This window comes from Streptomyces sp. NPDC050997, assembly GCF_040660135.1.
Taxonomy (GTDB): Bacteria; Actinomycetota; Actinomycetes; order Streptomycetales; family Streptomycetaceae; genus Streptomyces.
Genome location: NZ_JBFAGK010000002.1, coordinates 248,258 through 267,580 on the forward strand (window position 1 = coordinate 248,258; position 19,323 = coordinate 267,580).

General features: G+C 68.6%; 18 protein-coding genes and 1 tRNA gene. 11 read left to right on the forward strand and 8 right to left on the reverse strand.

What is annotated here, in order from left to right:
* Window positions 1-50 precede the first annotated feature (50 nt).
* Complete coding sequence (locus AB0H86_RS04220) at window positions 51-938, forward strand: rhomboid family intramembrane serine protease (RefSeq protein ID WP_362432732.1); 888 nt, start codon at window positions 51-53, stop codon at window positions 936-938.
* A 279-nt stretch (window positions 939-1,217) separates the two neighbouring features.
* Here the strand turns inward: AB0H86_RS04220 and crgA are convergent, their stop codons facing one another.
* On the reverse strand, window positions 1,218-1,472 hold the full coding sequence (gene crgA, locus AB0H86_RS04225; RefSeq protein WP_030665812.1) for a cell division protein CrgA: 255 nt from the start codon (window positions 1,470-1,472) through the stop codon (window positions 1,218-1,220).
* Window positions 1,473-1,612: 140 nt separating this feature from the next.
* On the opposite strand from crgA, the gene AB0H86_RS04230 reads away from it, so the two are divergent.
* From AB0H86_RS04230 to AB0H86_RS04255, 6 genes are read left to right on the forward strand one after another with little or no spacing between them, the layout of a single operon-like run.
* The gene (locus AB0H86_RS04230) at window positions 1,613-2,392 is read left to right on the forward strand and encodes a DUF881 domain-containing protein (RefSeq protein ID WP_362432735.1); all 780 of its coding nucleotides are present in this window, start codon (window positions 1,613-1,615) and stop codon (window positions 2,390-2,392) included.
* 24 nt (window positions 2,393-2,416) lie between these two features.
* Window positions 2,417-3,145 carry a class E sortase gene (locus tag AB0H86_RS04235; RefSeq protein WP_362433660.1) on the forward strand — a complete coding sequence of 243 codons (729 nt, stop codon included), beginning with the start codon at window positions 2,417-2,419 and terminating at the stop codon, window positions 3,143-3,145.
* Between the two features lie 16 nt (window positions 3,146-3,161).
* Entirely contained in the window at window positions 3,162-3,359 is a 198-nt protein-coding gene (locus tag AB0H86_RS04240; RefSeq protein ID WP_362432738.1) for a hypothetical protein, read from the forward strand.
* A complete protein-coding gene (locus AB0H86_RS04245; protein WP_362432740.1) occupies window positions 3,356-3,994 on the forward strand; it encodes an aminodeoxychorismate/anthranilate synthase component II in 639 nt (212 codons plus the stop codon). The genes AB0H86_RS04240 and AB0H86_RS04245 overlap by 4 nt, the downstream gene beginning before the upstream one ends.
* A complete protein-coding gene (locus AB0H86_RS04250) occupies window positions 3,991-5,154 on the forward strand; it encodes a class E sortase (RefSeq protein WP_362432743.1) in 1,164 nt (387 codons plus the stop codon). The genes AB0H86_RS04245 and AB0H86_RS04250 overlap by 4 nt, the downstream gene beginning before the upstream one ends.
* 12 nt (window positions 5,155-5,166) lie before the next feature.
* Window positions 5,167-5,922 carry a class E sortase gene (locus tag AB0H86_RS04255; RefSeq protein WP_362432746.1) on the forward strand — a complete coding sequence of 252 codons (756 nt, stop codon included), beginning with the start codon at window positions 5,167-5,169 and terminating at the stop codon, window positions 5,920-5,922.
* A 101-nt stretch (window positions 5,923-6,023) separates the two neighbouring features.
* Here the strand turns inward: AB0H86_RS04255 and pknB are convergent, their stop codons facing one another.
* The 6 genes from pknB to AB0H86_RS04285 all read right to left on the reverse strand — a co-directional run bounded on the left by pknB (window position 6,024) and on the right by AB0H86_RS04285 (window position 14,189).
* Window positions 6,024-8,018, reverse strand: a complete 1,995-nt coding sequence (gene pknB / locus AB0H86_RS04260) for a Stk1 family PASTA domain-containing Ser/Thr kinase (protein ID WP_362432749.1) — start codon at window positions 8,016-8,018, stop codon at window positions 6,024-6,026.
* A gap of 171 nt (window positions 8,019-8,189) precedes the next feature.
* Window positions 8,190-9,665: a penicillin-binding transpeptidase domain-containing protein gene (locus AB0H86_RS04265; protein ID WP_362432751.1), complete on the reverse strand. Its 1,476-nt coding sequence runs from the start codon at window positions 9,663-9,665 to the stop codon at window positions 8,190-8,192.
* Window positions 9,662-11,104, reverse strand: coding sequence for an FtsW/RodA/SpoVE family cell cycle protein (locus AB0H86_RS04270; protein ID WP_362432753.1), 1,443 nt, complete (start codon window positions 11,102-11,104; stop codon window positions 9,662-9,664). The genes AB0H86_RS04265 and AB0H86_RS04270 overlap by 4 nt, the downstream gene beginning before the upstream one ends.
* 27 nt (window positions 11,105-11,131) lie before the next feature.
* Window positions 11,132-12,700: a Stp1/IreP family PP2C-type Ser/Thr phosphatase gene (locus tag AB0H86_RS04275; RefSeq protein ID WP_362433662.1), complete on the reverse strand. Its 1,569-nt coding sequence runs from the start codon at window positions 12,698-12,700 to the stop codon at window positions 11,132-11,134.
* Window positions 12,701-12,790: 90 nt separating this feature from the next.
* Window positions 12,791-13,303 (reverse strand): FHA domain-containing protein, encoded by a 513-nt coding sequence (locus AB0H86_RS04280; protein WP_362432755.1) that lies wholly within the window; start codon window positions 13,301-13,303, stop codon window positions 12,791-12,793.
* 10 nt (window positions 13,304-13,313) lie between these two features.
* The gene (locus AB0H86_RS04285) at window positions 13,314-14,189 is read right to left on the reverse strand and encodes a DUF3662 and FHA domain-containing protein (RefSeq protein ID WP_362432757.1); all 876 of its coding nucleotides are present in this window, start codon (window positions 14,187-14,189) and stop codon (window positions 13,314-13,316) included.
* A gap of 534 nt (window positions 14,190-14,723) precedes the next feature.
* Between AB0H86_RS04285 and AB0H86_RS04290 the strand changes: the two genes are divergently transcribed.
* The 4 genes from AB0H86_RS04290 to AB0H86_RS04305 all read left to right on the forward strand — a co-directional run bounded on the left by AB0H86_RS04290 (window position 14,724) and on the right by AB0H86_RS04305 (window position 18,092).
* Window positions 14,724-14,807 (forward strand) — tRNA-Leu (locus AB0H86_RS04290).
* A gap of 448 nt (window positions 14,808-15,255) precedes the next feature.
* Entirely contained in the window at window positions 15,256-16,734 is a 1,479-nt protein-coding gene (locus AB0H86_RS04295) for a DUF2252 domain-containing protein (protein WP_362432759.1), read from the forward strand.
* Window positions 16,735-16,837: 103 nt separating this feature from the next.
* The gene (locus AB0H86_RS04300; protein WP_362432761.1) at window positions 16,838-17,680 is read left to right on the forward strand and encodes a hypothetical protein; all 843 of its coding nucleotides are present in this window, start codon (window positions 16,838-16,840) and stop codon (window positions 17,678-17,680) included.
* Between the two features lie 82 nt (window positions 17,681-17,762).
* On the forward strand, window positions 17,763-18,092 hold the full coding sequence (locus AB0H86_RS04305; protein ID WP_362433664.1) for a rhodanese-like domain-containing protein: 330 nt from the start codon (window positions 17,763-17,765) through the stop codon (window positions 18,090-18,092).
* Window positions 18,093-18,129: 37 nt separating this feature from the next.
* On the opposite strand, the gene AB0H86_RS04310 is transcribed toward AB0H86_RS04305, so the two are convergent.
* Entirely contained in the window at window positions 18,130-19,263 is a 1,134-nt protein-coding gene (locus AB0H86_RS04310) for an acyl-CoA dehydrogenase family protein (protein ID WP_362432763.1), read from the reverse strand.
* Between the last annotated feature and the right edge of the window lie 60 nt (window positions 19,264-19,323).

The window sequence follows — 19,323 nt, forward strand, 5'->3', positions numbered from 1 at the left end:
GTAAGGATGGGCGGGGCGGTGCATGTGCGGACGACGACTTAGGGGATGTCATGGACCAGGCGGCAAGCAGTTCGCAGGGTGCGCAGAGCGTGCCCGGCTGCTACCGGCACCCGAACCGTGAGACCGGTATCCGCTGCACTCGCTGCGAGCGCCCAATCTGCCCGGAGTGCATGGTCAGCGCCTCCGTGGGCTTTCAGTGCCCCGACTGTGTCCGCAGCGGCTCCGGCACAGGACATGCCCCGACCGCCTCCCAGCCCCGCACCCTCGCCGGTGGCACCATCGCGGCCGACCCCCGCCTGTTCACCAAGATCCTCATCGGTATCAACCTCGCCGTGTTCATCGCCGTCCAGATCTCCCCGTCGCTGCTGAACGACCTGGTGCTCGTCGGCGCGTGGCCTCCGGCGCCGTACGCCCCGACCATGGGCGTCGCCGACGGCGAGTGGTACCGACTGGTGACCTCGATGTTCACGCACCAGGAGTACTGGCACATCGGGTTCAACATGCTCAGTCTCTGGTGGCTCGGCGGTCCGCTGGAAGCGGCCCTCGGCCGGTCTCGCTATCTCGCGGTCTACTTCATCTCGGGCCTCGCGGGCAGTGCCCTCGCCTATCTGCTCGCGTCCCCCAACACGGCCACGCTCGGTGCCTCCGGCGCCATCTTCGGCCTCTTCGGTGCCACCGCCGTCCTCGTGCGGCGGCGCAACTACGACATGCGGCCGATCATCGCCCTGCTGGTGATCAACCTGATCTTCACCTTCAGCCCTGGCTTCAACATCTCCTGGCAGGCCCACATCGGTGGCCTCGTCGCCGGTGTCATCACGGGCTACGCCATGATCAACACCCCGCGCGAACGCCGGGCACTGGTCCAGTACGGCACCTGCGCACTGGTCCTCGCCGTGATTGTGATCATGACGGTGCTGAGGTCGGCTCAGCTCACCTGAGCCGACGTTTCAAGCAGGTGAGCGGCCGGTTGTCCACAGCGAGTGGCGGATCTTGTGCATACCGTGCAAGAACACGTGTGCCCCCTGTCACTGACCAGTGTTTCTGCAGGTCAGGCAGGGGGCGAACGGGTTTTCGATTGCCGGTCAGTCAGTCACACCGGCGTCAACACTCGATGAGTTATCCACAGATCGTCTTTCTTTTCCCCACCGTGTGGATAGCGACTGTGGATAACTCAGTGGATAGCCCTGGGCAGAGGTACGTTCACCTGCCCGTGGCCGCTACTTCCACTGGGTCGAGACGCCGAATCCGGCGGCGATGAACCCGAAGCCCACCACGATGTTCCAGTTGCCCAGCTGGTCGATGGGCAGCGAACCGTCGGTCACATAGAAGACGACGATCCAGGCCAGACCGATGAGGAACATGGCCAGCATCACCGGCGCCACCCAGGCCCGGTTGGTCAGCTTGATCGCGGTCGCCTGCTTCGCCGGCGGCGGCGTGTAGTCGGCCTTCTTGCGGATACGTGACTTCGGCACGAGGGTCTCTCCTGTCGATGCGCTGCGTGGCCGCGCAGGGAACGGGCTGGCTCCGAGGCAGCGTACAAGGGGACACTGAGTGCTCCCCCGGGCGTCCGTTAGCGTAGTGCTTCCGCGGTGCCGAAGGAGATAAGGGTACGTTGAGCAATTCTGCCGACTTCCCCGGGACGGGATCCAGTCCTGGGCGCCGACGAGGTTTCCGGCCGGTGCGGGCGCTCACGGCGGGTGTCTTCGCTCTCGCTGGGCTCATTTTCTTCACCAGTTTCAACACGGCCAAGGGCACCAATATCCGGACGGACACGTCCTTGCTGAAGCTCTCGGACCTCATCCATGAGCGCAGCGGCAAGAACGGCGAGCTCGACGAGTCCAACGCGGCCCTGCGCAACGACATCGAGTCACTCGCCGAGCGGGACGACGGCAGCACCAAGGCCGAGGACGACAAGCTGGCCGCCCTGGAGAAGAACGCGGGCACCCAGAAACTCACGGGCAAGGCGATCTCGGTCACCCTCAACGACGCCCCGCCGGACGCCACCGCCAAGCTCCCCGGCTATCCCGAACCGCAGCCCGACTACCTGGTCATCCACCAGCAGGACCTCCAGGCGGTGGTGAACGCCCTGTGGCAGGGCGGCGCCCAGGGCATCAAGGTCATGGACCAGCGGCTGATCTCCACCAGCGCGGTGCGCTGCGTGGGCAACACGCTGATCCTCCAGGGCCGCGTCTACTCGCCGCCGTACAAGATCACGGCGGTCGGCGACCCGGAGAAGCTGCAGAAGGCGCTCACCGCGTCACCGGCGATCCAGAACTACATGGTGTACGTCAACGTCTACGGGCTCGGATGGAAAGTCGAAGAGGATGGACGGGTGACTCTGCCCGGCTACTCGGGCACAGTGGATCTGCAGTACGCCAAGCCTGTGGAGTAGCCGCCGGGGGGGGGCTCTGTGTCGGTGCGGGTGATCGTCAGGACCCTCAGCGAGCTCTGTATCACCCTCGGTGCACTGATTGTGCTGTTCGTCGCCTACGTACTGTTCTGGACCGGCGTGAAGGCCGACCACGTCATGGACGACCAGATCGACCAGCTGCAGGAGCAGTGGTCGCAGGGCACCCTGGGCCCCACGACGACGCCCCCGCCCGACACGACGGCCACCCCCGGCGCACCTGATGGGGCCGGCGCCTCCGAGCCCCCGGCGCCGCCTACGTCGTACAAAGGCGGGAAACCCTTCGCGATCATGTATATCCCGCGGCTTGGTTTCACGTGGAACAAGCCGGTCCTGGAGAACACCGCCACCAACACCCTGAAGAAGGGGCTCGGCCACTACGCGAACACCGCGCGGCTGGGGCAGAAGGGCAACTTCGCGGTGGCCGGCCATCGGCGTACGTACGGCGACCCCTTCAAGGACTTCCCCGAGCTGCGCCGCGGTGACGCGGTGGTGCTGACGGACGGATCGACCTGGTTCACGTATCGGATCGACAAAGGCCCTTACAAAACCGTGCCCTCGGACATCGAGGTGATCGACCCTGTGCCACGTAAGTCGGGGTACACGCGTCCGGGCCGCTACCTCACGCTGACCACTTGTGATCCGGAGTGGGGGCACAGCCATCGGCTGATCGTCTGGGCGCATCTGGACTCCACACAGCCCGTGGAGGCCGGGAAACCTCGGGCTCTACGCCGTTAGTCTGGTGCGGTACGGCGTGAGTCTGGTGCCGTGGTGCGACGGAAGGGACGGCATGTACGGCTGGATCTGGCGGCATCTGCCGGGTAACGCATGGGTGAGGGCGTTGATCTCACTCCTGCTGGTCGTGGCCGTGGTCTACGTGCTGTTCCAGTACGTCTTTCCGTGGGCCGAACCGCTGCTTCCCTTCAACGATGTGACGGTGGACAACCAGTGACTGCGCGGATTCTCGTCGTCGACAACTACGACAGCTTCGTCTTCAACCTGGTCCAGTACCTGTACCAGCTCGGCGCCGAGTGCGAGGTGCTGCGCAATGACGAGGTGTCCACGACGCACGCCCAGGACGGCTTCGACGGTGTCCTGCTCTCGCCGGGCCCCGGCACCCCTGAGGAGGCCGGCGTCTGCGTCGAGATGGTGCGGCACTGCGCCACCACCGGCGTCCCTGTCTTCGGCGTCTGCCTCGGCATGCAGTCGATGCAGGTGGCCTACGGCGGTGTGGTGGACCGCGCGCCCGAGCTGCTGCACGGCAAGACCTCGCTGGTCGAGCACGAGGGCCAAGGAGTCTTCGCGGGCCTGCCCACACCCTTCACGGCGACCCGCTACCACTCCCTCGCCGCCGAGCCCGCGACCGTCCCGGCGGAGCTTGAGATCACGGCCCGCACGCACGACGGCATCATCATGGGCCTGCGCCACCGCGAACTGCCCGTCGAGGGCGTCCAGTTCCACCCCGAGTCGGTGCTGACGGAGCACGGCCACCGCATGCTGGCCAACTGGCTGGTGGAGTGCGGCGACCAGGGCGCGGTGGCGAGGTCGGTGGGGCTCGCCCCGGTGGTGGGCAGGGCCACGGCGTGACCGCGCTGCGCCCCGAGCGCGAGGACTCGTACGGCGGCACGCCGTACGAGTCCTACGATTCGGCGCCGTACGAGACCCCGGTCGACGCGGCGGCATACGAGCCGCCCCCCGACCCGGTGTCCTACGAGCCCGTCGCCGACCCGGCTCCGTACGTGCCGCCGCGCGACGACGAGACGGTGGCTCTGCGGAATGTGCTGCCGCGGGACGACGAGACCGTGGCTCTGCGGATACCCGAGCCGCCGACGCGCCGGGTCGGCGGCGAGCCCATGTCCGCCCCTGGCGCCTCATCCGCATCACCTGCCACTGGAACCACCCCGGGTGGCCGTGCGGCCCGCAGAAAGGCCGCCAAGCGCCGTCATGGGCGTCACGGCGGCCCATCGCCGGAGCTGGAGCCGGAATCTGAGTCTGAGTCTGAATCGGAGCCGACGTCGGAGGGGGGCAGGCCGCTCTCCCGGGTGGAGGCCCGCAAGCAGGCGCGGGCGCGCAAGGCCAGTCCCGGTGTCGTCGCCAGCCGGGCGATCGGCGAGGTGTTCATCACCACCGGTGTGCTGATGCTGCTGTTCGTCAGCTACCAGCTGTGGTGGACGAACGTCCGGGCGCACGCGCAGGCGGACAAGGAGACGAGCAGCCTCCAGGACGACTGGGCGAGCGGCAAGCGCAACCCGGGCACCTTCGCACCGGGGCAGGGCTTCGCCATCCTGCACATCCCCAAGCTCGACGTGGTCGTGCCGATCGCCGAGGGCGTCAGCAACAAGAAGGTGCTCGACCGGGGCATGGTCGGCCACTACGGCGAGGGCGCGCTGAAGACGGCGATGCCCGGCGCGAAGACCGGCAACTTCGCGCTCGCCGGTCACCGCAACACGCACGGTGAGCCGTTCCGCTACGTCAACAGGCTCACGGCGGGCGATCCGATCGTCGTGGAGACGCAGGACAAGTACTACGTCTACAAGATGGCGTCGATCCTGCCGGTGACGTCTCCGAGCAACACCAGTGTCATCGACCCCGTCCCCAAGGGTTCCGGATTCACCGGGCCCGGCCGGTACATCACGCTCACCACGTGCACCCCGGAGTTCACCAGCAAGTACCGGTTGATCGTCTGGGGCAAGATGGTCGAGGAACGGCCGCGCAGCAAGGGCAAGCCGGATGCGCTCGTCCAGTAAGGGCAGATGAACGTGGCAGCGACCACCGACGACACCGAGCACGAAGAGCACACCGACGCGTCCGCGCCTCCCGAGGCACCTCGCCGCCCCGGCCGTATCGCCACGGCGGTCAGTGTCTTCGGCGAGCTCCTCATCACGGCCGGCCTGGTCCTCGGCCTCTTCGTCGTCTACTCCCTGTGGTGGACCAACGTCATCGCCGACCGCAAGGCGGACCAGCAGGGCGACAAGGTCCGTGACAACTGGGCGGCCCAGAAGGACACCGGGCCCGGTGCGTTCGACACCAAGGAGGGCATCGGCTTCCTGCACGTGCCCGCGATGAAGAACGGCGAGGTCCTGGTCGAGAAGGGCACCTCGTCGAAGGTGCTGAACGACGGTGTCGCCGGCTACTACACCGACCCGGTCAAGTCCGCGCTCCCGACCACCGGCAAGAACGGCAACTTCTCGCTCGCCGCCCACCGCGACGGCCACGGCGCGAAGTTCCACAACATCGACAAGATGAAGAAGGGCGACTCGATCGTCTTCGAGACGAAGACCAAGTGGTACGTCTACAAGGTCTACGCGGTCCTCCCCGAGACCTCGAAGTACAACGTCAAGGTCCTGTCGAAGGTCCCCAAGGAGTCCGGCAAGAAGAAGGCGGGCCACTACATCACCCTGACGACGTGCACGCCGGTGTTCACGTCCCGGTACCGGTATGTGGTGTGGGGCGAGCTGGAGCGGGTGGACAAGGTGGACAGCGAGCGGACGCCGCCGAAGGAACTGAGCGGCTGACAGAGCTTCTTCGACCAACGTCAGAGCCCCGGTCCCCACGCTGGTGGGTGCCGGGGCTCTGCCGTGCGGAAGGGGTGTCAGCCCTCCGTGCGGGTCGTCGTTCAGGTACCGCCGATGAATCCGCCGCCGCCGTTGTTGCCGCCGTTCCCGTTGTCGCCGCCGATGGTCGTCAGCGTGATCGCGGTGCCGGCCGGGTCGCCCTTGATCTCGGAGTTGCCCTGCGGATCCTGCTGGGTCACGAACGCGGTGTCGCTCTGGTTGCTTCCGTCGGCGAACTGAATGTTGGTGAAGCCGGCCGCCTGCAGGGTCTGCTTGGCCTGCCCGACCGTCTGGCCGACGACACTCGGAACCTGTGTCTTCTTCTCGGCCGCCTTGCCGACCTTCATCTCCACCGTGGAGTTCTTGTCGACCTGCGAGTTCGCCTGCGGCGTGGTCTCGATGACCTTGCCGACCTGGTTCTGGTCCTCGGTCTCCACCTCGGTGCAGTTGCCGACCAGGTTGTTGGCCGTCATCTGAGCCTTGGCCTCGTCACAGGACCTGCCCAAGACGTCCGGCACGGTGGCCTTCTCCTCGGCCTTGGAGATGGTGAGGGTGATCGTCGATCCCTTCTCCACCTCCTTGCCGGAAATCGGATCCTGGTCCAGGACCTTGTTCGGGTCGTCAGTGGACTCCCGTGTCTCCGTTTTGACCTTGAGCTGGTAGTCGGTGCCCTCCAGCTTCGCCTCGGCGTCGTCGCGGCTCAGGCCGATCACGCTTGGCACGGTCACCTTCGGCGCCCCGGTGGAGATCACCAGGTTGACGGTGGACTGCTTCTTGACGTCCTTGCCCGAGTCAGGGTCCTGATCGCAGATCTTGCCCTTGCTCTGGTCCTCGCAGGCCTTCTCCGTGTACACGACCTTCAGTTCGGCGTTTTTCGCCAACCCGTCGGCCTCGACCTTGGTGTGGCTCACGAAGTCGGGGACGGTGGTGGTGTCGTTGGCCACCCCGTCACCCGCGAAGATCCACTTCCCGATCAGGATCGCGCCGACGAGTACCAGAACTCCCGCCACCACCAGCAGAATCGTCGACGTGCTCGACTTCTTCTGGCGGCGCCGGTCAGGGCGATCGTCGTAGCCGTAGCCGCCGTCGTCCGGGTTCATCGGGGGGAGCATGGTCGTCGCCCCGCCGCCCGCGTCGGCGCGGAGAGCCGTCGTCGGCTGGTCGTCGGGGTAGCCGCCGTAGCCCACGGAGCCCAGCGCTGCGGTGGCCGCGACCGGCTGGCCGTCGAGGCAGGCCTCGATGTCGACGCGCATCTCGTCGGCCGACTGATAGCGATAGTTCGGGTCCTTGACCAACGCCTTCAGGACGATGGCGTCCATCTCGGGCGTGAGCTCGGGGTCGAACACGGACGGAGCCTGGGGCTCTTCCCGGACGTGCTGGTACGCGACCGCCACCGGGGAGTCGCCGACGAACGGCGGGCGGACCGTCAGGAGCTCGTAGAGCAGACAGCCCGTGGAGTAGAGGTCGGACCGCGCGTCGACCTGCTCGCCCTTGGCCTGCTCCGGGGAGAGGTACTGGGCGGTGCCGATGACCGCGGATGTCTGCGTCATCGTCATGCCGGAGTCGCCCATGGCGCGGGCGATGCCGAAGTCCATCACCTTGACCTGGCCGTTGCGCGTGAGCATGACGTTGGCCGGCTTGATGTCGCGGTGGACGATGCCGGCCCGGTGGGAGTACTCCAGAGCCTGGAGGATGCCGATGGTCATCTCCAGCGTGCGCTCCGGCAGCAGCTTGCGGCCGCTGTGGAGTAGCTCACGCAGGGTGGAGCCATCGACGTACTCCATGACGATGTACGGGATCGAGACCCCGTCGATGTAGTCCTCGCCCGTGTCGTAGACCGCGACGATCGCGGGATGGTTGAGCGAGGCGGCCGACTGGGCCTCCCGGCGGAACCGGGCCTGGAAAGACGGGTCGCGTGCGAGGTCCGCACGCAGCGTCTTCACCGCCACGGTGCGGCCGAGGCGCGTGTCCATGGCGAGATATACCTCCGCCATGCCACCACGACCGAGCACCTGGCCCAGCTCGTACCGGCCGCCGAGGCGACGCGGCTCTTCCATAGCTTCCTACCAGCCCTCTCCGTCGGTCCCGTCCCGCACGGCTCGTGCGGGTCGGAGGCTGCCGTCCGGGCCTACCGTACCCGGCTGGCTCTGTGTGACCTGGCCAAGCCCGTCACCCGATACAGGACCGGTATCGCAACGTGCACCGATGTGAAGGGGACGTGAGCGGGGTCACTTCTTGCTGTTGATGACCGCCTCCATCACGCTCTTCGCGATGGGCGCCGCCAGGCCACCGCCGGAGATGTCGTCACGGACGGCGTTGTCGTCCTCGACCACCACGGCCACCGCGACCGGCGAGCTGCCGTCGGCGAGCTTGGCGTACGAGAGGAACCAGGCGTACGGGTTCTTGCTGTTGTTCTCGCCGTGCTGCGCGGTACCGGTCTTGCCACCCACGGTGACGTCGCCGCCGATCTGCGCCTTGGTACCCGTGCCCTCCTTGACGACGGTCTCCATCATCGACTGGAGGATCTGGGCGTTCTTCGCCGTCAGCGGCTGGCTCAGCGTCTCCGGCTCCGTCGACTCGATGGGGTCGAGGCTCGGGGCCTGGAGCTTGTCGACCATGTACGGCTTCATCAGGGTGCCGTCGTTGGCGATGGCCGAGGCGACCATGGCCATCTGCAGCGGAGTCGCGGCGGTGTTGTACTGGCCGATCGAGGACAGCGCGGTCTGCGACTGGTTCATGTCGTCGGAGAAGACCGAGGCGCTGGAGCGGACCGGCGTGAACTGCTCGGAGTCGAAGCCGAACTTCTTGGCCTCCTCCAGCATCTTGTCGTTGCCGAGGTCGGCTCCGACCTTGCCGAAGACGCTGTTGCAGGAGACCCGCAGCGCCTCGCGCAGCGTGGCGTTCTTGCAGGGGATGTTCCCCTCGTTCTTCAGCGGGGTCGTGGTGCCCGGCATGATCCACGGCAGCGGCGAGTTCGTCTTCACGTCCGCGCTGTCGTACAGGCCGTTCTCCAGCGCGGCGGCCGCGGTCACGACCTTGAAGGTCGAGCCGGGCGGGTAGACCTCGCGCAGCGCCCGGTTCAGCATCGGGTCGTCGGGGTTGTTCTTCTTGGCCAGCTTCTTCCAGGCCTCGGCATCCGAGTCACTGCCGCCGGCGATCGTGGAGGGGTCGTACGACGGGTAGGAGGCGAGCGCCAGGATCTTGCCCGTGGACGGGTCGATCGCGGCGACGGCGCCCTTCCCACGCGCCTTGAGCCCGCTGTAGGCGGCCTTCTGCGCGGCGGCGTTGAGGGTGGTGACGACGTTGCCGCCCTCCCTCTCCTTGCCGGTGATCATGTCGAGGGTGTTGCGGAAGAACAGCCGGTCGTCGTTGCCGGTGAGGATGCCGTCCTCGATGTTCTCGAGCTGGTTGGCGCCGTAGGCCTGCGAGACGAAGCCGGTGACCGGCGCCCACATCGCGCCGTTCTTGTACGTGCGCTTGTACTTGAAGTCGCCCGAGGTGGTCGTGGCGTAGCCGGTGATCGGGTCGCCGCCGACGATGATGTTGCCGCGGGGAGTGGCGTAGCGCTCGATGGCGACACGGCGGTTGTCCGTGTCCTCACGCAGGCTGTCGGCCTGGACGTACTGGATCCAGTTGTCGCGGATGAGCAGTGCCAGGACGAGGAGTCCGCAGAAGATCGCGATCCGGCGCAGGGGCTTGTTCATGACGGGCGGACCACCTGGGTCATCTCGGCGTCGGGGCTGGGGGCAGGGGCGGGCGCAGGGCGCCGGGCGGTGTCACTGATGCGTAGCAGGATGCCGATCAGGGCCCAGTTGGCGATGACCGAGGAACCGCCGTAGGCCACGAACGGCAGCGTCATACCGGTCAGCGGGATGAGGCCCATGACACCGCCGGCCACGACGAAGACCTGGAGGGCGAAGGCGCCGGACAGACCGATGGCCAGCAGTTTGCCGAACGGGTCGCGGGCCGCGAGTGCGGTGCGTACGCCGCGCTCGACGATCAGGCCGTAGAGCAGCATGATCGCCATGACGCCCGCCAGCCCCAGCTCCTCGCCGAAGGTGGCGAGGATGAAGTCGGAGTTGGCGGCGAAGCCGATGAGGTCGGAGTTGCCCTGCCCGAGGCCGGTACCGAGCGTGCCGCCGGAGCCGAAGGCCCACAGGGCCTGCATGGCCTGCTCGGAGTGGACGATGCCGTCCTGGACCCCGGAGCGGCTGAGATCGAACTCGTGCGCCGGGTCGAGCCAGGCCTGCACACGCGTCTGGATGTGCGGCTCGAAGCTCGCCACGCCGACGGCCCCGACCGCGGACATCAGCAGACCGAAGACGATCCAGCTGGTCCGCTCGGTGGCGACATACAGCATGATGATGAACATTCCGAAGAACAGCAGCGATGTTCCGAGGTCGGTCTCGAAGACCAGGATGAAGATGGAGATCACCCAGACGACGAGAATCGGACCGAGGTCGCGGCCGCGCGGCAGGTACAGGCCCATGAAGCGGCGGCTGGCCAGGGCCAGGGCGTCTCTCTTGACCATGAGATAGCCGGCGAAGAACACCGCGAGGGCGATCTTCGCGAATTCGCCGGGCTGGAGCGTGCCGAGGCCGGGGATCTTGATCCAGATCTTGGCGCCGTAGACGTTCGCGCCGAGTCCGGGTACGAGCGGCAGAAGCAGGAGGAACAGCGCGCAGGCCATGGAGATGTAGGTGTAGCGCTGCAGGACGCGGTGGTCCTTGAGGAAGATCAGCACCACCGCCAGCAGGGCCACGCCCATCGCGGAGTACAACAGCTGGCGCGGTGCCGCGTCGGCGTAGTTGCTGAGCCGCTTCGACTGGTCCAGACGCCAGATGACGACCAGACCGATCCCGTTCAGCAGGGTTGCCAGCGGCAGCATCAGCGGATCGGCGTACGGTGCGAATTTCCGGACGACCACATGGCCGATACCTGCGAGCAGGCCGAGTCCGAGGCCGTAACTCAGCAGTCCGGGCGGCACCTTGTCGTTGATGGCCAGGCCCACGTTGGCGTACGCGAACACCGGGATGAGGACCGCGAACACCAGCAGGGCGAGCTCGGTGTTCCGCCGGCTCGGCGTGCCGATCGAGCCGATCGTGGACGTGTGCTGCGTCGACGGGTTGGTTGAACTGCTCATCGTGTGACGGGGCCTCTCACGGCTTGCCTACTGCGTACCGCACTGCGAGACGACCTTCTGCTCTTCCTCCGAGAGAGTGGGGCCGGGGCTGGGGGGTGCGGTCGTGGACGGGGACGGGGAGGACGGCTGCGAACCCGACGGGTTGGGTGTCGGTGTCGCCTTGGACGTGAGGGAGGTGCGGGTGGTTCCCGTGGTCCCCCCGGCCTCGCCCGCGCCGGTCTTGGAGTTGTTCTCGCTCTCGGCAGCCTGCTGCTTGGACTGCTTCTCGCACGCGGAGGCCTGGACGGACAGCTCGCTGATCTTCTTCTGGGCGCTCTTCAGGTCGCCCTCGGCGATCGTGCTCTCCACCAGCTTCTGCTGGTACGGCGGCAGGTACTTGAGTTCGATCTCGGGGTGGTCCTTCGACACCTTCGAGAGCGACATCCAGGCCAGGTCCTGGCTGATGCCCTGGTACAGCGCGACGTGCTCGGCATTGGTGCCGACGTAGTACTGGGTCTGCGTCCAGCGCCAGCCGCCGTAGAGGCCGCCGCCGATGACGCCGAGCGCGAGCGCGAGGTAGAGGGATCTCTTCAGCCACCTGTGGCCCTTGCGGTGCTTGACGAAGTCGTCGTCGTCATAGTCACCGAAGCTGCCCTCGGGGGTGTAGCCGGTGCTGTCGGCGGAGCCGGGCGGGCCGAACTCGCCGCCTGAGCCCCCCTGTCCGGGCACCTGGCGGCCGAGTCCGGAGGCGCGGCCCGCCGGGGTCTGCATGATGCCGTTGTCGTGCAGGTGGTTCTGGTTCTCGGCGACCGCGCCGACCACCACCGGGGTGTCGGACAGCTGCCCGGCGAGGGTGTCCCCGGTGTCGAGGTCGAGGACGTCGGCGATGATGACCGTGATGTTGTCGGGGCCGCCGCCGCGCAGCGCGAGCTGGATCAGGTTCTGGACGGTCTCCTGGGGGCCCTGGTAACTGGCGAGGGTGTCCTCGAGGGTCTGGTGGGACACCACCCCGGACAGGCCGTCGGAGCAGATCAGGTAGCGGTCGCCGACGCGGACCTCGCGGATGGAGAGGTCGGGCTCGACGTGGTCGCCGCTGCCCAGCGCGCGCATCAGCAGGGAGCGCTGCGGGTGGGTGGTGGCCTCTTCCTCGGTGATCCGGCCCTCGTCCACGAGGCGCTGCACCCAGGTGTGGTCCTGCGTGATCTGGGTGAGGACACCGTCGCGGAGCAGGTACGCGCGCGAGTCGCCGACATGCACGAGACCGAGTCGCTGACCGGTCCACAGGAGGGCGGTGAGCGTGGTGCCCATGCCCTCCAGTTGCGGGTCCTCCTCGACCATCGAGCGCAGTTGGTCGTTGGCGCGCTGGACGGCGGTGCCGAGCGAGGTGAGGACGTCGGAGCCGGGCACGTCGTCGTCGAGCGCGACGATGGTGGAGATGGCCTCGGAGGAGGCGACCTCGCCGGCCGCCGCGCCGCCCATGCCGTCGGCGATGGCGAGCAGACGCGGACCGGCGTATCCGGAGTCCTCGTTTCCCTCCCGGATCATGCCTTTGTGCGATCCGGCGGCGAAGCGCAGTGACAGACTCATGCGCACCTCGCCCGTCGGCTCCGGGTACATCCGCACGGTGCCCACCCTCCGGTCGGGAGCGCGCCGGGGCCCGAGGTGGGGGCCGCCACTGCGTGCTCGCTCCGCTCGCTCATTGTCGTACTACTTCCGCAGCTCGATGACGGTCTTGCCGATGCGGATCGGTGCGCCCGGCCCGATCGGTGTGGGGGTCGTCAGCCGCGTTCGGTCGAGGTACGTGCCGTTGGTGGAGCCCAGGTCCTCGACGATCCACTGGCCGTCGCGGTCCGGATAGATCCTGGCATGCCGGCTGGAGGCGTAGTCGTCGTCCAGCACGATGGTGCTGTCGTGGGCCCGGCCCAGGCTGATGGTCTGGCCCTGGAGCGCGACGGTGGTACCGGTGAGTGTGCCCTCGGTCACCACCAACTTGGTGGGGGCGTTACGACGCTGCCGGCCCCCGGCGGCCTGTTGGCGCTGCTGCGGAGGCGCGGCCTGCCGGGCGGCCTGCTGGGGCCGTCCGGCCTCCCGGCGCGAACCGCGCTGGGTGACACGCGTACCGAACAGATCGCTGCGGATGACCTGCACGGCCACGATCACGAACAGCCACAGTACGGCTAGGAAACCCAGCCGCATGACCGTGAGGGTCAGCTCTGACATTGCCCCCGCTTCACCCTTCGGCTTGCCGATAAATGATGGTGCTGCTGCCCACGACGATCCGCGAGCCGTCGCGGAGCGTAGCGCGGGTGGTGTGCTGCCCGTCCACCACGATGCCGTTGGTGGAGCCAAGATCCTGGATCGTCGAGGGCGTTCCGGTCCGGATCTCGCAGTGCCGGCGGGAGACGCCGGGGTCGTCGATCCGCACGTCGGCCTCGGTGCTGCGGCCCAGCACCAGCGTCGCGCGGGAGATCTGATGGCGGGTGCCATTGATCTCGATCCAGTGGCGCATACGACCACCGGCCGCCGGAGCGGCCGCGGCCGGGGGCCGCTGTCCGCCCGCGGGCTGCGGGTAGCTGTGACCGCCGGGGCGGCCGCCGGGCGGCGAGGCCGGCATCGGCGGGGCGCCCGCGGGTGACGCGGCCGGCGGGTATCCGTAGCCGCCGGGCGCACCGGGGCTCGGGCGGCCCGGGGCCGGGGCCGCCGCGGCGCTCCCGGGAGCCTGCTGGTCGGTGGAGGAGGCGAGCGTACGGCTGCGCACCCGGTACAGGCCGGTGTCGAGGTCGTCCGCCTTCTCCAGGTGGACCTTGATGGGGCCCATGAAGGTGTAGCGCTGCTGCTTGGCGTAGTCGCGCACCATGCCGGCGAGCTCGTCGCCGAGCTGTCCGGAGTAGGGGCTGAGCCGCTCGAAGTCCGGTGTGCTCAGTTCCACGATGAAGTCATTGGGGACGACTGTCCGGTCGCGGTTCCAGATGGTCGCGTTGTTGTCGCACTCGCGCTGGAGTGCTCCCGCGATCTCCACGGGCTGGACCTCAGACTTGAACACCTTGGCGAAGGTGCCGTTGACCAAACCTTCGAGACGCTGCTCGAACTTCTTCAGGACTCCCATGGGGCACCTCCTCCGTAGCTGCTGGCGTTCTGCATCCCGCTGAGCGGGTACTTCCCTGCTTGGTACCGCTGATACCGCGCTCGGTACCGCTGATACCGCTCGTGCTGCTCGTACTGCTTACTGATCGTATCCACGCGCCGGTGAATCGGCTGGTTCCCCCTGTCGGACCGTTCGACGGGTGTCGACGGGTGTCGACGCCTGTCGAGGTTCCCTGTGGAGCTCCTCTTCGAACTCTTCTCGGACGTAGTCCTGCGAAGGGATCGTAGAGGCGGCCGCAGCCCAGTGTCCCGCACCGGGCTGTGGACCCGGACCGGCTCCTGGGGAGACGGGCGGGACCGGTACGAGGTTGATACGTGAACCGACACTCGTTGATACGTAGCCGCAGGCCCGTCCGGTTCGGTGGGTTCGCGAGACTGCGCTGGTGGGCGGCTGCCCAGCCGTAAGGGATGTGAATCCACCCCTCCCTGCGTGCTAATGTTCTGCGTGTCGGAAGGCGCCACCCCCAAGGGGGAACAGCCCAAGGACACACCCAATGCGCGGGTGGCGGAATAGGCAGACGCGCTGGATTCAGGTTCCAGTGCCCGCAAGGGCGTGGGGGTTCAACTCCCCCCTCGCGCACCGTTGGAACGGGCGGCATCGTAGATACGATGCCGCCCGTTCTGCTATGCCCGCACGCGGAGGCCTGTGAGGAACGTCTCAGGTCAGCGGGCTGTTTTGGGGGCTGTCGCCGGGGTGTTTCGCGGGGCGCTGCGGTTCGCTCGGCCCCGCTCGGTTTCGCTCGGTCCGGCTCGGTTTCGCTCGTTCTGGAGCGTTACGCGGTGAGGCGCTCGGCGGGGCCCTTGTGATGTGCGGGACGGGGTTCGTGGCGAGATCGGTGGATCACCGTGCCATTGGGGTGCTGCTCCCCCAGGTCCGGCGGATCTTCCACAGCTCTGGAGTTGTCCACAGGGTGTGACGGGTTTCGGCCACCGGTTGTACGGTCGGCACGAGTTGATGTTCGTGTGGCTGAGGCCGCGCCGCGAGTGCCGGCGCGGGTACGAGTTCGGGTGCGGGGGAGACGGTCGGCATGACCCAGGACGGTGCGGAGACGGTGACGGACATGGTGTCTGTGGAAGAGGCCGCGGTGCCCGCTGATCAGGCGGCGGTGAGCGCGGCGCGGGCCCGTCGACTCCCCGAGGTGCGTGGCTTCGCCGGGTGGCCCGCCGAGGGGACGCCCAAGGAGGAGGGCAAGGCGCTGCGGCGCCGGGTCCCGCGCGCCGTGCACGCGATCCTCGACCTGGACGGCGCCCGGCCCGACGCGGTGAGCGCGGTCGAGGAGTCCGGCCGTGGCCGGATCCCTGAACTCACGCCGATACGGGTCGGCAGGATGGCGGCCACGCCCTTCGCCTTCCTGCGCGGAGTAGCTGGCCTCATGGCCCATGACCTGGCACGTACCCCCATGACCGGGATCCGCGCCCAGATCTGCGGCGACGCCCACGCGGCCAATTTCGGCCTGTACGGCGATGCGCGCGGCGGCCTGGTCATCGATCTGAACGACTTCGACGAGACGGTCCACGGCCCCTGGGAGTGGGACCTCAAGCGGCTCGCCGCCTCGCTGGTGCTGGCCGGCCGTGAGGCGGGCGCCGACGAGGACACCTGCCACAAGGCCGCGCACGGGGCGGTGGGCTCCTACCGTCGCACCATGCGGCTGCTCGCCAAGCTCCCGGTCCTGGACGCGTGGAACGCCATCGCGGACGAGGAACTCGTCTCCCACACCGACGCCCACGATCTGCTCGGCACGCTGGAGCGGGTCTCCGAGAAGGCACGGGCCAACACCAGCGGACGCTTCGCCGCGAGGTCGACCGAGCCGACCGAGGACGGCGGACGCCGTTTTGTCGACGCCCCGCCGGTGCTGCGGCGCGTCCCGGACGACGAAGCCGCGGCGGTGGCCGCGTCCCTGGAGGAGTACGTCACCACCCTCTCCGAGGACCGCCTCCCGCTGCTGGCTCGGCACGCGGTGCACGACGTGGCCTTCCGCGTGGTCGGCACGGGCAGCGTCGGAACCCGGTCCTACGTCGTGCTGCTTCTGGACCACCAAGGGGAGCCGCTGGTCCTCCAGGTCAAGGAGGCCCGTCCCTCGGTGCTGGTGCCGCACTTGGTGACGGCGGGCTTCGAGGCGCCCGCGGTCGACCACGAGGGGCGTCGGGTGGTTCTCGGGCAGAAGCGCATGCAGGTCGTCAGCGACATCCTGCTGGGCTGGACGACGGTCGACGGACGGCCCTTCCAGGTACGGCAGTTCCGCAATCGCAAGGGCAGTGTGGACCCCGCGGCCCTGGCCGCCGACCAGATCGACGACTACGGCCGCATGACCGGCGCCCTTCTGGCGCGTGCCCACGCGCACAGCGCCGACCCCCGCCTGATCGCCGGCTACTGCGGCAAGAACGAGGAACTGGACGAGGCGTTCGCCGCGTTCGCCGTCTCCTACGCAGATCGCACCGAGGCGGATCACGGGGAACTGGTGGCGGCGGTGCGGGCGGGGCGGATCGCGGCGCACGAGGGGGTGTGAGAGCGGAGGAGGGGGTGCTGGTGGAGGAGCGGGTGCCGCCGAGGCCAACGGGTGGGAGTGGCGCGTTCCGAGGTCTCCTCCGGCTGTGGCCTAGGCTGGTCGGGTGACGACCCCGGAAGCTGAGCAAGGTGATGTCGCCGGCGAGAGCCGGCAGACGCCCGAAGGCGGTGCGCCCCGGCCCGAGGAGCGGCTGGAGCGGGCTGTGCGGGCCGCCGAGCAGGCGCTGATCGAGTACGAGATCGCGGTCGAGACCTTCCGGATCGAGGTCGAGAACTTCTCCCGGCTGCACCACCAGAAACTCGGCCCGATGTACACCCGGCTCGACGAGCTGGACGCACAGATCGCCGAGGCGATGGCCGCCCGCACCGGCGATCCCGAGGACCGGCGCAAGGCCGACGAGGCGCGGGCCAGGGTCATGCCGATGCCCGGTGTCGAGGAGCTGTTCGGCGGCTGGATGGACGGCCAGGGGCTGTTCCCGGAGGCCGCGGCGATGCTCACCGATCAGCCGGTGCGGCCTCCGCAGCGGGTGCGCCCCAGCGACGAGGCCCGCAAGCTCTACCGCGACCTGGCCCGCAAGGCGCACCCCGACCTCGCGCAGGACGAGACCGAGCGGGGCCGGCGTGAGGAGTTCATCACCCGGGTCAACGGCGCCTACGCCCTCGGGGACGAGGCGCTGCTGCGGGAGCTGGCAGAGGAGTGGGCCGCCGGGCCGAAGCCCCCGGAGCAGGGACCGACGCCCGCCGACGAGTTGTACGCCCGCCTCGAATGGCTCGCCCAGCGCAAGGAACTGCTGGCCCTGGTCGCTCGGGACCTGGAGGAGAGCGCGATCGGCTCGATGCTCCGGATGGCTCCGGACGACCCCGACCGTCTCCTGGATGAGATCGCCGACAAGCTCCTGGCCGACGTGGCCACGCGCGAGACGGAGCTGGCGGAGCTGCTCGCCTAGCCGGGGCTCGGGTGCGGTCCGGTCGGCTCTCTCGGTGCCTTCTTCGTCGGGTAGCGTCGGTGGCATGCATTTCGGAGCTGGTGTGCCCACGGTCGAGGTCAAGGACCTCAAGGACGGCGACTTCCTGCTGGACGTCCGCGAGGACGACGAGTGGCAGGCGGGCCACGCCGACGGGGCGCTGCACATCCCCATCAGTGACTTCGTGGCCCGGTACGGCGAGTTGACCGAGGCGGCACCGCAGGACGGGCGGGTTCATGTGATCTGCCGCTCCGGCGGGCGTTCGGCCCAGGTCGCGATGTACCTCGTCCAGCAGGGCGTGGACGCGGTGAACGTCGATGGCGGTATGCAGGTGTGGGCGGCCGCGGGCCGGCCCGTCGTGACGAACGAGGGCGGGCCGGGCTTCGTCCTCTGAGGGAGCCGGAGCCCTGGGGGCCTTGCAAGGCCTTCGTTCAGCCCAGTGGGTGGGCTGCCAGCAGGTCGCCCAGGGATTCCTCGTGCGCCGACGCCGGGCCGAGCGACAGTTCGAGGTGCTTGGCCCAGGCGTGATAGCGGTGCAGGGGATAGTCGACGTCGGCACCGAACCCTCCGTGCAGATGCTGCGCCGTCTGCACGACCCGCCGGACGCCGTCGGCGGCCCAGATCTTGGCGACGGCCACATCACCGGAGACGGGCAGCGCCCCCGGGGCCCCCGAGCCGTGCCGCCATGCCGCCTGCCACAGCGTGGCCTCCATGGCCCGTAGATCGATGTAGCGGTCGGCGGCCTGGACAGCGACGGCCTGGAAGGTGGCGACCGGGAACCCGAACTGCTCCCGCTTGCTGGTGTAGTCGCTGGTCATCCGCAGGACCCGCTCGCCCAGGCCGAGCGCCAGCGCGCACGTCCCGGTGGTCAGCAGATCGCGCAGCCACTCCCAGGCACCGTCGGCGTCGATGACGTCCCGGGCCGCGATTCGCGCCGATTCCAGGCGCAGTTCGGCCAGTCGCTCGCCGGTGGTGGAGATCTGTTCGGCTAGCACGACGCCCGCATGGAGGCGGGGGACCAGCGCCAGGACGGTCCGGTCGGCGGCCGTGTGTGCCGGTACGACGACGAGGTCCGCGCCGTACGCCCAGGGCACCGCCGTCTGCACTCCGTCCAGGATCCACTCCAGGCCCTCCTGACGTGCGGTCACGGCGCGTTCGGCCGGGTCGTGGCCGGTGCGGCCGCTCGCGGCGACGGTCAGTACGATCTCCCCCCGCCCGGCCCGGGCCAGAAGCGCGGACCTCAACTCCTCGCCGCCGTGGGCCTGTACGGCCGCCGTGGCCGCACTGTGCTCCAGCAGCGGCACCCGCGCCAGCACCTGCGCCGCCTCGCGCAGCACCAGGCACAGCGCGATGGCGTCCAGGTCGGCACCGCCGTACTCCGGGGCCGCCGTCAGGCTCAGCAGATCCGCCTCGGCGAGCCTGGTCCACAGCGCGCGGTCGAAGTCGTCGGCGACGGCGCCCGCGGTGAGTGACGGGCTGGGCACCGTGTCCGGCGCGACCCCGGCGAACACCCCCCGCGCCGCCTCGGCCGCCGCCTGCTGCTCCTCGGTGAAGGTGAAGTCCACGGTCCCTGCCCCTCCCACGCGCACACCGGCCCACGGCCGGCCCGACGACCTGATACCTGA

Bases quoted from the DNA above. Each gene is read 5' to 3' on its own strand.
- AB0H86_RS04220 (WP_362432732.1), top strand. From the start codon at position 51: ATGGACCAGGCGGCAAGCAGTTCGCAGGGTGCGCAGAGCGTGCCCGGC.
- AB0H86_RS04280 (WP_362432755.1), bottom strand. From the start codon at position 13,303: ATGTCAGAGCTGACCCTCACGGTCATGCGGCTGGGTTTCCTAGCCGTA.
- AB0H86_RS04265 (WP_362432751.1), bottom strand. From the start codon at position 9,665: ATGAACAAGCCCCTGCGCCGGATCGCGATCTTCTGCGGACTCCTCGTC.
- AB0H86_RS04285 (WP_362432757.1), bottom strand. From the start codon at position 14,189: ATGGGAGTCCTGAAGAAGTTCGAGCAGCGTCTCGAAGGTTTGGTCAAC.
- pknB (WP_362432749.1), bottom strand. From the start codon at position 8,018: ATGGAAGAGCCGCGTCGCCTCGGCGGCCGGTACGAGCTGGGCCAGGTG.
- AB0H86_RS04275 (WP_362433662.1), bottom strand. From the start codon at position 12,700: ATGTACCCGGAGCCGACGGGCGAGGTGCGCATGAGTCTGTCACTGCGC.
- AB0H86_RS04295 (WP_362432759.1), top strand. From the start codon at position 15,256: ATGACCCAGGACGGTGCGGAGACGGTGACGGACATGGTGTCTGTGGAA.
- AB0H86_RS04270 (WP_362432753.1), bottom strand. From the start codon at position 11,104: ATGAGCAGTTCAACCAACCCGTCGACGCAGCACACGTCCACGATCGGC.